Here is a 13,927-nt window from a genome sequence, read left to right on the forward strand (position 1 = left end):
GGAGGGCATTTGTAGACACTGGACTTGGTCATTTGATCAATTTCATGAAGCGACGACAGACGTTCGGCCAAGCGACGCAATGAAGCTACGTTCGTGACGTCAGGCTAAGCGGCGCATTGATCTGTCGGCGAGACACGAGATTTCAGAAGCGGCATTCCTCACAATTTCAGGGCGTCCGAGTATATGGTCACCTGACTCAGTCATAAGACCCGATACCGGATCTGGTGTTCCCAGAACGAATTTTTCACAAGGAGTCGAGCATGGACAGGCTGGCAAAGAAAAACGAGTGGTTCGCAAGAGCCGAAAAGGTCATCCCTGGCGGGATGTACGGTCACCAGAGCGTCAAGTATTTGACGGAAGATTTCCCGCTGTACTTTGCAAAAGCGAAAGGGACCTATCTCTGGGACGTCGACGGCAACAAGTACATCGACTACGTGTGTGGTTACGGCACGAATCTGTTCGGCTACGGCAACGAGCGGATCGAGCAAGCTGCGGCCCTTCAGCTGCAGAAGATCGACACGGCGACGGGCCCCAGTGAGGTAATGGTCCAGCTCGCCGAGGCGCTCACTCAACAGGTCAGCCACGCCGATTGGGCGATGTTCTGCAAGAACGGCTCCGACGCCACTTCGATGGCCATGGTGATCTCGCGAGCCTATCGTGAGAAGCGAAAGATTCTTGTTGCACGAGGCACGTACCATGGTGCGTCCCCGTGGAACGTGCCCTATACGACGGGGATTACCAAGGAAGACCGGGCTCACGTCGTCTACTTCGAGTACAACGATATCGAGAGCCTCAATGCCGCTGTCAAGAGCGTCGACGGTGACGTAGCGGCCATCTACGCGACGCCGTTCCGCCACGAAGTGCTCTACGATCAGTTCTTCCCGTCGATCGAGTACGCGAAGGAATGTCGTCGCCTCGCGGACGAGCAGGAAGCGCTTCTGGTCGTTGACGAGGTCCGTACGGGGCTGCGCCTGTCGCGTGACTGTTCATGGTCGGACTGGGGTGTGCACCCGGACCTCAGTTGCTGGGGCAAGGCCATCGGCGGCGGCTACGCGATCGCCGCGGTTCTCGGTTCCGACAAGGCACGCGAGGCCGCGACGAATATTTTCGTCACGGGCTCCTACTGGCTCTCCGCTGTGCCGATGGCCGCGGCCATCGAAACGCTGCGCCTGGTACGAGAAACGGACTACCTCGAACACACGAAGCGGTTGGCGGACAAACTGCGCGCCGGCATTGCCGAACAAGCCGAGCGGCATGGCTTCGAACTCAAGCAGACCGGGCCGAGCGTCATGCCCCAGATGCTTTTCGCGGGTGACGACGAGCTCGTGTCGCGCGGCCGGGCGTGGGCTTCGGAAGTCATCAAAAATGGCGCCTATCTCCACCCGTGGCACAACATGTTCTTCACGGCGAGCCATACCGACGAAGACATCGCGCGTACGCTCGAGGCGACCGAAGCAGCGTTTGGCACGATCAAGCAGAAATCGGTTGCATTGAACCGTCTGGATATCCTGGACACCGTGCAGCGTTAGTGCCGGATGTTTCATGAGCCTTCGGCCCACGGCCGAAGGCTGTATTGCCGGGCGAATTCGCCCGGCAATACAGCCCTGAATGGCAGCTCGATCAATCGATACACGTGGCTCCAGGCAAGGCACGATCCGCTCTCGAACCGTGTCTTCGCCAAATTCCCGTCGCCTATCTCGTCCGCGGCCAATCGCCCTTCTGCTTTGAAAGCCTTGTCTCTCTGCCATCAAAGGTTGAGTGCATGTGTCCACGCGGACACTTGGCATCAGACCTTCTGCCCTCACTGGAAGGGCGTCCCTCATCGACTGCTCGATCAAGTGCCTGCACGGAAGACCGTCGGCCGGACATTGGTGAAGTTCGGCACATCGCCGACCACCTCAGCCGTTCTGGCAGAAGACAGCGCGGCATCGATTCCGGCCTGATCGCTGAAACGCAGTACCGTAATGCATGCAAAGGGCTGTGGACCCGGCGCCGGAAACAGAACCTCCGCCGACTGCAGGCCAAACTCGCCCCACGCTGCCCGTACAAGCGAGGCATGCGTTGCAAGATAGTACTTGCGATCAAATGTCACACCCGCTACTGCCGGATAGCTCACGATCAACGTAGCCACATCTATTCTCCTGTATGAACGGCCCAAGGTATTCCGGCGAGGGGCGCGGCAATCACTGCGGATTTCGTCCCAGACTGCCAAGGGTATAACCTCGAATGAGGTTCATCTCCTTTTCGTGCGCGCGCTCCAGCGCACAATAGGCGTAATACAACGAAACGGACATGTAAGACCAGGAAAGCAGCGCGAAGATATAAAAAATCATGTGATCGCTGTCGCCAGGTATATGGTAAAAATCATAGGTGCTCGCAATAATTTGCGTGGCGACCAGTGCCAGGATCACACTCACGGCGTTGCGCTTCTCGCCAATTCTCAGCAACTTCCCGACAACGTAAACGAGATATACCGAGAACAAGGACCACATCACCAGATAGAAATAGGGCTTGGGTTCAACCATGAAATCTGCTGCCCACACAACGATGGTTCCCGCCAGCGCACCCACCACATACACGGCATCCGTGACGATCGATGGTTTATATCGATGCGTAACAGCCATCATGCCCGCGATGGTGATAACGGGTACGCCGAATCCTCTGGAAAATGCATCGCAAAAAAGCGAGACACTTAAAAAAATGGGCTTACCGGTCAACGCATTGATCATCAAATTCGTTGCCGAGAACGTCGTCACCAGCCACTCGAACCCGAGGAGGCAGTTGCGCTTCTTGAGAAGCTTCACGCCATAGACGAGGGAAGTCGTGATCAATGCGAGGTCGGCAAGACAGTAAAGATAAAATTTGAGTTCCATGGCAAATTCCAGTGATCATCGAGAATTTGGGCAACCATTACGCTTGACCACGTCAATACTCATCCCTGCATCACCTCTCGACGCGAGATGGCGCTATCGATACAGGTTGGTTTGGCACTGGCATGGCAGGCGGCAGGCGCCCCCCCGGCGCCCGCGACGGCCCGGGTACGTTCGTGCAGCAAGTCGATCGCTTCGCCTCTCGCGTCAGGCGATAGCTGCCTGGGAATGTCGTGACTTGAGCTGCCGGATCGCAACGCTGGTCAGAAAGATCGGCACCACCAGCAACCCGACGGAGAGCCAGCCGACCGCGCGCAAACCGGCCACACTGAACACCGTGCCAGCAATCGCGGGGCCCACTGCCAGGCCAAGATTGATTGCCGACGCACAGGTCGCCGTGCTTCTCCCGCTGGAATCCATTTTTGAGAGTGCAGCCACCATATAAGGGGCAACCAATGTCGCACCGGCACTGACGAGGGCCGTCGATACGAGAAACGCCCACCGGCCGCCCACGCAATACATACCGATGCTGCATGCGATCAACAGCGCGAGTCCCAAGGCGATCGGCTTGAACAAGCCAAACCGATCACCCAGCCACGTGACTGCTACTCCCACCGGCAATTGGACTGCGGCATTGACCATGAACAGAACGCCGAGTTGCCCTGCTTCGACACCTCGAGTTGCAGCGACCTCCGCGGCGAATCCCATGAGGGCCGTCTGCGAAACGTAGATGAAAAATGCGCTGGCCAGAATCCCCCGGACGTCATTGGATCTGATGGCATCCTTCGCGACATCTTCCTCGCTTGCGTTAATGGCAGGATGCATGAATGCCCCGAAGAACAGAGCCGCCACGACGATGGCGAGCTGGACCGCATCCGCTCCGATACTGCCCATCTTCACATTCATGATCGGTACAACGTACATCGCAAGAGAAAATATGACGGCCATCGCCACTGCAACTTGTGCCGCGACCTTCTCCGGGTGCCTGACGTGTGAAATCACTCCGTACGCGCAAACACAACTCACGCCCAACGCGACTCCGAGAACCATTTTTGCGGCGACAAATACATAAAAATTATTTGAAAACATCGCGCAAGTCGACAGAACGGCAAGCGCCGCCGCAGTAAGCGCGCCCGTCCTCTTGTTCAACGTCGCCATGTGCCGTCCAAAAATGACGATGGAGAGCGAAAGACAGAGAAGTACCGCGGACGCAAGCCATCCCGCGCTGCTTTCGGACAGTCCGAACCTGGCCATCGATTCTTCGATGTTGAATGGAAGCAGGTAGGTTGGCGTCCAGACCACGGCCCCTGTATAAAGCAGAGCGATTTTTCGGATTCTCTTGATTTCGTAATTCACGATCTACTCCTTGTCATTTGCACGAATGCGAGATCGTGTCGAGGCATCGAAATCGCCCTCCCGCTCGCATCCACACTTGCACTGTTTCGAAGACTGCTTCATTCGACCGAAAAATCGCAATACCAACCTTGCCCGCTCTTCGCCAACCGAAATATCAGCTGGCGCGGCAACGCTTACAACCAGCCAAGATCGATACCGATGCGGCAATTGATAATACGAAGTGGATGCCATGCCGAATCCGGAATGCCTATGTTTGGGATGACGAACCTCGCCCTTCTGTGGCCTTTCCGGTGCGACGTCGTATCCCGAGATTGTCTGTAGTGCAAGCGCGCCATCAGCCGTAGCGGCGAGCACCACCGACCGCCCGCGATGCATTTACGCGATGGAATCGCCCGATTTCCATCTGAGAACCGGGCCAGGATCCCACCACACATCACATCCGTTAATCGAAATGCCCGACCTCGAGGAAATCCTTCATTTTCAGCAGGTCGTTCGGGTCCGACATTTGTCCGTTACGCTCGACAAAGCCGGCAAAAGTCGTTCCGTACGTCCAGCCGAGCAATCGCTGCAGTTCTTCCGGATAGCGCTTCACGCGTTCAATCGGCAGCGTGAGATACTGGTTTTCTTCCTGCCGGAGGATCGCCAGGTCATAGGACATCGTCAGGCCGGTTCGCGGTGCATCGCTGGTATTCTGCCCGCCGCCGTGATAAGTGGAGCCAATGAAGAAAAGGGCATCGCCAGCGGACATTACCGAGGGAACGGCTTCCTCCTGCTTGGGCATGCGCTCGTCATCCCACTTGTGGCTACCCGGGATGACAACGGTGGCGCCGTTTGCCTCCGTAAAGTCGGATACTGCCACCATGACCTGGAACCTCGCTTCACGCCCATAGTTCGGGTGCCGCCAAAGCCATACCGAGTCGTCTCGATGCAACGGCTGAAGGCCTTGACCCGGCAGAATCTGAATGGCTTGCGTCACCCCCACCTGAATATCCGGAGCGATATCGATCTGGTTCTCACCGCTCCAGATCTTGATCGGCGTCTGCAGGATACTGCGCGCCGCGCCCAGGTAGAGCGGGTGCAAGGCAACCTCGGCCATCCAGTCGGTACGCGCGAAGAGGCGCGAGACGCGACGCGTCTGCGTACCTGCGAAGTATTCGTCTACTCCATTCGGAGCGGACTCGAGCGTGTCAAAGAGCGTACGCTGGATTCGCGCAAGCAAGTCGGAATCGAGAAAGTTCTTGACGATCGCTCCGCCATCTTGCCGAACTGCATTCGCAAGATCTTCAGGAGTGCTATTACTGGAAAGGCGTTGCAATGACATGATGATTCCTCCAACAGATTTTTACTGGTTAAAAAGTGCAGCGTATCCTCGGTCACCATCGCCTTCTGCAATGGATGACAGGATCTGCTCGCGGATAGCCTTCAGAATTCTCGGCGGATGTCCGATGTCTTCCTGCGCCTGCTGGAACAGACCGGTCGCTCGCGCGTAGATGTCCAGGTCTGCGCCCCGTGGTTGATAGTCGGAAGCCGACACGGATTCGAACAGACCTTCGATGAAGCGAGTCTGACCGGCGATATAGGTTGGAATCAGGTCACGAATCTCGTCGATCGAAATGCCTGAATTCACCACGAATCTGAGACCTTCCAGGAAGGCCGCGCCAGCACCAAAGACAAAGGTCCCCGTCAACCCGGCGTCGAGTACGTTCGGCACGTCGGGTCTTGTACTGACGTATGTGGATTGCGGCGCGATCTTCCGAAGCAGGGGTTCAACTTCGTTCCAGATCTTTTCTTCGCCACCAAAAAGGATGACGGCGTTCTCGCCGCCGATCTCGGGCGGGAAGCACTGAATTGTTCCGCTGATGAATTTCGCTCCAGCGCCACTCACGATTTGATCCAGTGTCTGGACCTCCGACGGCCGCCCCGTTGCCAGATTGACAACCGTTTTCCCTTTCAGGCGCTCGCCCAACTCCTCGAAGTCCGCCGCGAGGTCAATCGGTGTCGCTGTCACGACAACGATGACATCCGCCTGAGCACAGGCTGCCGTGGCACTATCGGCAACGCGAGCGCCCAGTTCACGCACGCGCTGTGCCTTCTCCGCTTTTCTGTTCCAGACGACGACCGGCGCGCCTCCCTCAATCAGAGAGGTGGAAATTGCAGCCCCCATCGCCCCCAGGCCCAAGACAGCAATCAAATTGCTCATTCGCATTCCCTATCGTTTCCGTTGACCACTCCACCAAGAAACAGCCATCGCTCAAGTCAACAAACATGATCTTTCGACTTGATCAAATGACTGTCAAGCAAAGCACATGCCAACCCGATTCAAGTGTTCGTCCGTCCCTGCATTGCAGTTGACGCGCCCTGTGGCGAGACCTATGCCCCGGAGAGGGGAATCAGCCGCACCAAGTGATTCCCACAAAGTCACGTCAGCGGTGCAGAGAGGTTGACTTGATCAAATGACCACGAATCTACAGGCACGAGTCTTATGCCTCGACAGGACATTTGGAATACGGAGTTTCCATTAGCCCCCTCATGAAAGCACCGTACAAGCCAACGCGGCTGCGCCCGTTCCACGACGCGCATGGCTGTCTTTTCGTGCACACACGTCGGTCACCGCACCTGCGCATCTCCCGAGACAGCATCATCGAAACGGGAACGCAAGCGCTGCTCGACAAACGGCGCATCGCTTGATGAGCCGGGCCGATGCCCGATGAATGAGTGCGCTCCTGGTTCCCGAAGCATGCGGCCGAATCGCGTCGGCTTCGTGATGTTGGCCTGGCACCGCGACACACCGGCACCGTAGCCATGCCCGGCACGTACCAGCGAACGACATTTCTCGCACCGCCATAGGTGCGCCACATCCGAGCAGGACAATGCCTTACGTTGCTTGCGAAATGCTGCTCATCGTCATGCTAATATCCGAGAATTCGACTACCCCAGCACGGGTAGCGCCTTTGGACGAAGACATAAAACGGAGCTCTGGCCTATGCAGAGAGTACGGGCTGAAGTCCGCCGCCAGGACCTCGTAGCGGCGACTGTCGCGGTTATTGCAGAGCACGGTGTGAAGGGTGCCACGACCCGCCGCATCGCCGAGGCCGCAGGGTGCCCACTGGCTTCCCTGCACTACGTCTTTCACTCGAAGGACGAACTGTTATTCGCTGTCTACGAGTCCTTGATCGACCTGATCCGCTCGGATAGCCCGGAGGCTCCGGAGCACGGCACCCTGTCTGACCTGGCGGAGTTCAACCTGCGCTCCGTGATGGCCTGGTTCGAAGCAAACCCGACATACGCGAAGACCCAGTCAGAATTGTTTACCTGGGCACTCAGGCATCAGCCCGATGTGGCCATTGGCGCCTTTCGCATTTCCCTCGAAGGCGCCCGAGGCAACCTGTCCTCCGCCGAGCCTCGTGCGGATGCCAAGGCACTGGATGCCATCGCGCGGTTGACCATTATCCTGATCGACGGGTTGCTTTTCTCCTGGTTTGCCCAGGAAGATCCGAAACGTCTGGCTGCTGATGTCGACCATGCCAGCAGGATGCTGGCTTCCTATGCAGCGACACTTTCGGACGCTCGCTCTACTGCCAAGCCCCCTCGCAAGTCGGTACGGAAGCAGTAAGTTGCTGCCATCTGCCTCGAGGCGCCGGCTTCCCGGTAGCCTCACGGCAGCAACGTCGCATCGCCTCTTCAAAATGTCCGCACGGCTCGCGGCGCATGACGTTTGCAACGTCGTTTCATGCGCCGCCCTATTCGCAGGCTCTGCTCGAAGGTGCTGTCAGTAAACGTCACTCGCGTCCAACTGCGGCACGTGCGACGCGAGGTAACAGGCATCGCCGAGACTTCGCACAAACTGCCGCCAGGCATCAAGCTTCCATCCGCATAGAGACCTGACGCTCCAGGCAGCCTCAAGGCTTACGTTGCGCCCTTTTCGCCCACGGGTTTACCTCCATCGACGGCAAGCCTCTGTCCGTTTAACTTTAACCGATCATTTGATCAAGTCATTGGATCAGTCCATCTGGAAACGGCTCGACCGAGCGAACTGGATATTCGGGACACCAGTGGCCCGGCCCGTCCATAGACAAACTTTCAAGAAGCCGACATAATTCACGACGTTTATGGTCGCTTGACCATGTATCTCGAACGAACGCTACGCGCCTGCATGACGTGGACGGAAGAGGGTTTTTCGGGTACCGGAGTTTACCAATGACAAGAGTTCGCGCTGCGTTGCGGCGACAAGATTTTGTTGACGCTGCCGTCGAGGTCATCGCCGCGCATGGCGTCGCTGGAGCCACCACGCGCCGAATCGCTGAAGCCGCAGGCTGCCCTCTGGCATCGCTCCACTATGTATTTCATACCAAGGACGATCTGTTTGACGCGGTTTACGAATCCCTGTTTGATCTTCTCGCGACGAACGCCCCCGCTGATATTGAATTCCAGTCTTTCGGCGAACTTGCCGGATGGCAGTTGCGCAAGATAGTCGAGTGGCTCGTGCAGAATCCCTCATACGCCCGGGCGCAGTCGGAACTGATCCAGTGGGCGGAACGTCATCGCCCGGATTTCGCGTTGAAAACCTATGTCCAGACTGTCGAGCGAACGATCGCCTACTTGGGCAAGTGCGCGCCGCAAGTCAACCGTGACATGATTGAACCCGTAGCCAGAATGAGCATCATCCTGATCGATGGATTGCTGAACAGCTGGCACGCGGAAACGAATATCCATCGGCTCAGGGCGAACCTGAATAGTGCAAGTTCAGCGTTGGAGGCGTTTGCCACCGCCATCTCGAAGTCGACCATACGGGTTTGAAAATCGACGCGATACGTCATTGCGCCAAAAGCCGACAACCTGATCGAGCCGACGCGATGCACGCTCGCTCTGCACCCCGCCCCATGGCCGGCTTCGATCTTGTTACCGTTCCGGAGATGGACGAACCCAGACGCCGGGCGCCCATCCGAAATGGGCGCCCGGCGTCGATTCCAGCTAGCTGACGGCGCCCGGCGTCGCGCCGAACATGGACTTCGTCTCCAGGAACTCCTCGATGCCGGCGTAGCCCCACTCTCGACCATTGCCGGACTGCTTGTACCCACCGAACGGGGCCGCGATATCAACGGCCGCGCCGTTCAAATGTACCATCCCGGTCCGCAATTTTCTTGCGACACTTTCCGCCTGTTCGATCGAGTCACCGTAGACGTAGCCGGACAATCCGTACGGCGAGTCGTTGGCGATGGCGACGGCGTCTGATTCGTCCTGATAGGGGATGATCACCAATACTGGGCCGAAGATCTCCTCGGTTGCGATCTTCATGCGGTTGTTCACGCGGCTGAAGATCGTCGGCTTGACGTAGTAGCCCCTTTCAAGCCCGGAAGGATTGCCAAGCCCCCCAGACAGGAGAAGCGCGCCTTCGTCGATTCCCACCCGGATCATTTCCTGCACCTTTTGATGCTGGCGCTGGTTCGCCATGGGCCCCATGGTTGTACCGGGATCGCGCGGATCGCCGACGACGACCTGCCCGCACGCACCGACCGCAATCTGTTCCGCCTCCTCGAGGCGATGCGCCGGCACCAGCATTCGCGATGGCGCGGTGCATGTCTGACCGGAGTTGGCCATCATCTGGAGCACCCCATGCGTGACGCCTTGCTGAAAGTTTTCGCCATCCAGAATGATGTTCGCCGATTTTCCGCCTAGCTCCAGCGTCACCCTCTTGATCGTCGTTGCTGCGGCCTGAGCAACCTCCACGCCAGCGCTCGTCGAACCCGTCAGCGACACCATGTCGATCAGCGGGCTGGAAGCGATGGCCCTTCCCAGGCGCTGCCCGGAACCCTGCACGAGATTGAATACGCCGGGAGGTACGCCTGCCTTCTCAAGGATCTCGGCAAGGACAATGGCCGAGTACGGTGCATTCTGGCTGGGCTTCAACACGATCGTGCAACCCGCAACCAGCGCCGGCGCAACCTTGCACATGACCTGGTTCATTGGCCAGTTCCATGGCGTAATCAACCCGCAAACCCCCACCGGCTCCTTCACGATCCGCGACGTGCCCTGGGTTCGTTCGAACGGATACTGCCTTGCAACTTCCAGGGTCGTATGGAGGTGCCAGAGCCCCAACGCCGCCTGAAGCGGACGAGAAATGGCGTCCATCGGTGCGCCCATCTCGAGCGTGATTGCGTCCGCCATATCCTGCAACCGCTCGGTGTAGGCACCGATCACGCGCTCGAGCATCTTGAGCCGCTCAACAAGAGGCGTGGTCGAGAATGCCGCGAAGGCGTCATGCGCCGCCTTCGCAGCCAGGTTCACATCCGCCTCGTCAGAGAAGAGCAGCACGCCGGAGACTTCGCCAGTCGCCGGATTGATGATTTCGTGCTCAATGCCTCCGTTCGCCGGCTCCACCCAACGGCCGCCTATGAACGCCCTGCGGAGATGGTCTTCTTCAAAAATCGGCATCAGCTCGCTCCATGTCAGTTGGTCTCGGGGGCGAGTCTTCAGCCGCCGAATCGCCCGGGAAGATTCATACTATCGTCTTTTTGATCATTTGGCCAAGTCACGTGACTCAGTAATAATCAGTATTGCCACCGGCACTTCAAAGTAAGACGCTTCAGGGAACGAACAGCCATGCAGCAGCAGAAAGATCTGAAGTGAGTGCGACCGGACGATGACGAAGACGAGACCACGAGGCGACTTCCAGCGAAGTCCGCCACAAGCCGAAGCTGCTTTCCCGGGCGAATCGGTTGGGTCTACCGACGCGAGCATTCAGCCATCACTGGGCGGTGAGTTCAGGCCAGCGCGCCGTTCGAGTACCCAAGCGTGCATCACAGAGGGTTAACCTTCATCGACAAGGAATTTTTCGAGCAATATTTTCTACTACAAGGTCAATTGATCAAGTCATGTGTCAGACTTCGCGCCGGATAGCCGAGAAGTAAGCAATCCGTAAAGTAATGCACCGCGATCCGGCCGCTTATTGACGTCAACGTCGAATCACAATTCTCCCTCGGGAGCGAAAGGTAATTACCATGCCAATCATTCAAGTACAGCAGATCATGCATGAGAACCCGTTGCATGCTCGCGCTCCGCATGAACCCCGCTACGAAGACGGCAGTGCGTTCTGCGACGGCAACTATGTCCCCATCACCGAAGCGACCGTCCCGCTCGTCGACGCGGGATTCCTGCATGCCGATGCGGCCTACGATGTCGTCACCGTCTCGCGAGGCAACTTCTTCCGGCTCGACGATCACCTCGCGCGCATGGAAGAATCGTCGGCGAAGTTCTTCCTCGAGAATCCGTTCAATCGCGATCAGGTCAGGGAAATCCTCCACAATCTCGTGCGAAACGCCGGCCTGAAGGACGCGTATGTCTGGTGGTGCGTCACCCGCGGTCCGCTGAGCGTCGATCGCCGCGACCGCAGCGCAATGAAGAACGCCATGTTTGCCTTTGCCGTGCCGTTCTTCTTCCAGGCGGACGACGAGGTCCGTACGCGAGGCTCGAACCTGCTGATCAGCAAGCTGTATAACCGCATTTCCGCGAAGGCTGTCGATCCCACTGCCAAGAACTTCCACTGGATGGACATGAAGCTCGCCCTCTTCGAAGCCATGACACAGGAAAAGGACTGGGCAGTTCTCGTCGATGAAAGCGACAACCTCACCGAAGCAGCCGGTGCCAATGTCTTTTTCGCCAAGAACGGGGAGCTCTATACCCCGGCTGAAGGCTGTCTGTTGGGCATCACGCGCCAGAGCGTCTTCGACATCGCCGCCGAGCTCGGCATCAAGGTGAACATCGGCAAATACACCGCGACCCAGTTGCGCGAAGCCGATGAAGCATTCACGTCCTCGTCCGCAGGCGGAATCATGCCCGTCAGCGCCGTTGACGATCAGCCCCTCGGCAATCGCAACGGCCCCGGCCCGATCTCCGAGAAGATTCACAACCTTTACTGGGAGAAGCGTTGGGCAGGATGGCACGCGCAGCCGGCCGAATACTTCTCGTCGGTCCCCGCATAAGCCGGAAGCCACTCGAAAGTGGCGCGCAAACAGAGCCGATGCGGTCGAGTAAGCCGCATCCGGATTTGGTAGGCGCCCGATAGCTGTATGCATCGACAGACGTCCGGCACCCCACCAAGGCGCCGGTCAATACGAACTTCTACGTTATAGCAATGACCTGGAGTTCGTTGATTCAATAGAACAAAGTACAAACGCACCTTCATTCATTTCGCATAGCTAAAAAACGGACAGGACTATCGGCACGTTCATCCGCATTCGTCTATGCACAACCCTTTGGCAGGCACACGTTACCTGGTCAAGGTCAAGGAGATTGCTGTGGTCAAGACTCATTCTTTCAAGAAATCTGCCTCGCTCATCCGATCGGCAGCGAAATCGTCACTCATCGCTTCCGCGGTCGCGATGACTTTGACCGGTGCGTTTGCGGAAGGTACGGATTCATCTCATACGCCATCCGGGGCCGAAGTCGCCGGCACCGCGAGCGGCATCCCCGCATGGACACCTGTCGGTAACGTCGGGACGGGCTGGACTTACGGCAAGCGTCGCGCGGATTTCTTCAAATACAAATCAGACAAACCCTTGTATACGATCGACGCCAGCAATGTCGACAAATACGCGGACAAGCTCAATCCGGGTCAAATTGCGCTGTTGAAGAACCTGAAGGGCTTCACGATGCCGGTCTATCCGTCCCGGCGCACGTGTGGCGTCCCCGATTTCGTCGCGGAGAATACGAAGAACAACGTGGGCTTCGCCAAGATGTCTGCGGACGGGTCGGAACTCGCCGATGCGCATCTGCCCGGCTACCCCTTCCCTGCGCCCAAAACCGGCGCGGAGGTGATGTGGAACGCGAAGCTGCATTATCGCGGCGCCGGCGTCGAGATGCGCGACATCACCACCGCCGTCTCACCCCGGAAGGGCTCTTCCGACTGGATCAGGAACGTTTCCGACGCGTGGATCTACCAGCCTTGGGGTGACAAATCCGGCACGACGTTCGCGAAGGTCAACCAAGTCGAAGGAAACGCCTACTACGCGTACAAGTCCCCGGCGGCCATTGCCGGCCAGGCCGCGATCTTCACGACCTACGCCGGTAAGCCGACCGAAGTCTTCTATTACTTCCCGGGGCAACGCCGAACCCGTCGCATGCCGTCGTATGCCTACGATGCGCCCCAGATCGGATTCGACAACCAGTACAACATGGATGAAGCGCTGGTCTTCTCCGGACAGACGGATCGATTCTCCTGGAAGTTGCTCGGCAAGAAGGAAATGATCGTTACCTATAACGACCTGGGCATGTACGACTTTTCGGACAAATTTGAAGATGCCTATGGCCCTGACTTCGTGAACCCGTCGAAGCGTCGCTACGAACTCCATCGCGTGTGGGTCGTGGAAGCCACGGTCAAGCAGGGTATGCGCCATACCGCGCCCAAGCGCCTCTTCTACGTCGACGAAGATAGCTGGAGCTACCTCGGCGCGGTGGACTATGACGCGCAGGGAAACATCTCGAAGGTTCGCGAAGGTTACATCATTCCGGTGTATGAGACGGGAAGCTGCGACACGCTCGCATTCGCTCAATACAACCTCGTCGATGGCCGATACCTCGTGGACGGTTCGATGCTCGCGGCCGGACGGGACGCGAAGTGGTCGGTCGACTCGTCGGCGGACCAACACTACAAGCCCAGCTTCTACAACGCCGATAATCTCCGTGCGTTGAGCGAGCGTTGACAG

Annotated in this window: 11 protein-coding genes; 5 read left to right on the forward strand and 6 right to left on the reverse strand. The window is 57.9% G+C overall.

Annotated elements, in window-relative coordinates; translation table 11 throughout:
- Positions 1-260: 260 nt before the first annotated feature.
- Positions 261-1,529 (forward strand): aminotransferase class III-fold pyridoxal phosphate-dependent enzyme, encoded by a 1,269-nt coding sequence (locus AC1Z3W_RS11425; RefSeq protein ID WP_057923871.1) that lies wholly within the window; start codon positions 261-263, stop codon positions 1,527-1,529.
- A 305-nt stretch (positions 1,530-1,834) separates the two neighbouring features.
- Here AC1Z3W_RS11425 and AC1Z3W_RS11430 read toward each other — a convergent pair whose 3' ends face one another.
- The 5 genes from AC1Z3W_RS11430 to AC1Z3W_RS11450 all read right to left on the reverse strand — a co-directional run bounded on the left by AC1Z3W_RS11430 (position 1,835) and on the right by AC1Z3W_RS11450 (position 6,426).
- Positions 1,835-2,131 (reverse strand): EthD family reductase, encoded by a 297-nt coding sequence (locus AC1Z3W_RS11430; RefSeq protein ID WP_082664532.1) that lies wholly within the window; start codon positions 2,129-2,131, stop codon positions 1,835-1,837.
- Positions 2,132-2,183: 52 nt separating this feature from the next.
- Positions 2,184-2,873 (reverse strand): hypothetical protein, encoded by a 690-nt coding sequence (locus AC1Z3W_RS11435; protein WP_124832789.1) that lies wholly within the window; start codon positions 2,871-2,873, stop codon positions 2,184-2,186.
- A 204-nt stretch (positions 2,874-3,077) separates the two neighbouring features.
- A complete protein-coding gene (locus AC1Z3W_RS11440; RefSeq protein WP_483507609.1) occupies positions 3,078-4,226 on the reverse strand; it encodes an MFS transporter in 1,149 nt (382 codons plus the stop codon).
- 442 nt (positions 4,227-4,668) lie between these two features.
- Entirely contained in the window at positions 4,669-5,547 is an 879-nt protein-coding gene (locus tag AC1Z3W_RS11445; RefSeq protein WP_057923874.1) for a phytanoyl-CoA dioxygenase family protein, read from the reverse strand.
- Between the two features lie 21 nt (positions 5,548-5,568).
- A complete protein-coding gene (locus AC1Z3W_RS11450; protein ID WP_244104855.1) occupies positions 5,569-6,426 on the reverse strand; it encodes an NAD(P)-binding domain-containing protein in 858 nt (285 codons plus the stop codon).
- A 783-nt stretch (positions 6,427-7,209) separates the two neighbouring features.
- Between AC1Z3W_RS11450 and AC1Z3W_RS11455 the strand changes: the two genes are divergently transcribed.
- Complete coding sequence (locus tag AC1Z3W_RS11455; protein WP_057923876.1) at positions 7,210-7,839, forward strand: TetR/AcrR family transcriptional regulator; 630 nt, start codon at positions 7,210-7,212, stop codon at positions 7,837-7,839.
- Positions 7,840-8,423: 584 nt separating this feature from the next.
- Positions 8,424-9,023 carry a TetR/AcrR family transcriptional regulator gene (locus AC1Z3W_RS11460; protein ID WP_057923877.1) on the forward strand — a complete coding sequence of 200 codons (600 nt, stop codon included), beginning with the start codon at positions 8,424-8,426 and terminating at the stop codon, positions 9,021-9,023.
- 174 nt (positions 9,024-9,197) lie between these two features.
- On the opposite strand, the gene AC1Z3W_RS11465 is transcribed toward AC1Z3W_RS11460, so the two are convergent.
- Positions 9,198-10,658 carry an aldehyde dehydrogenase family protein gene (locus tag AC1Z3W_RS11465; protein ID WP_483507610.1) on the reverse strand — a complete coding sequence of 487 codons (1,461 nt, stop codon included), beginning with the start codon at positions 10,656-10,658 and terminating at the stop codon, positions 9,198-9,200.
- Between the two features lie 566 nt (positions 10,659-11,224).
- Here AC1Z3W_RS11465 and AC1Z3W_RS11470 point away from each other — a divergent pair.
- Positions 11,225-12,205, forward strand: a complete 981-nt coding sequence (locus tag AC1Z3W_RS11470) for an aminotransferase class IV (protein WP_057923879.1) — start codon at positions 11,225-11,227, stop codon at positions 12,203-12,205.
- A 399-nt stretch (positions 12,206-12,604) separates the two neighbouring features.
- Positions 12,605-13,924 carry a DUF1329 domain-containing protein gene (locus tag AC1Z3W_RS11475; RefSeq protein WP_057923880.1) on the forward strand — a complete coding sequence of 440 codons (1,320 nt, stop codon included), beginning with the start codon at positions 12,605-12,607 and terminating at the stop codon, positions 13,922-13,924.
- The last annotated feature ends 3 nt before the right edge of the window (positions 13,925-13,927 follow it).

The sequence above is a fragment of the Burkholderia sp. 10_S31 genome, from assembly GCF_056930375.1.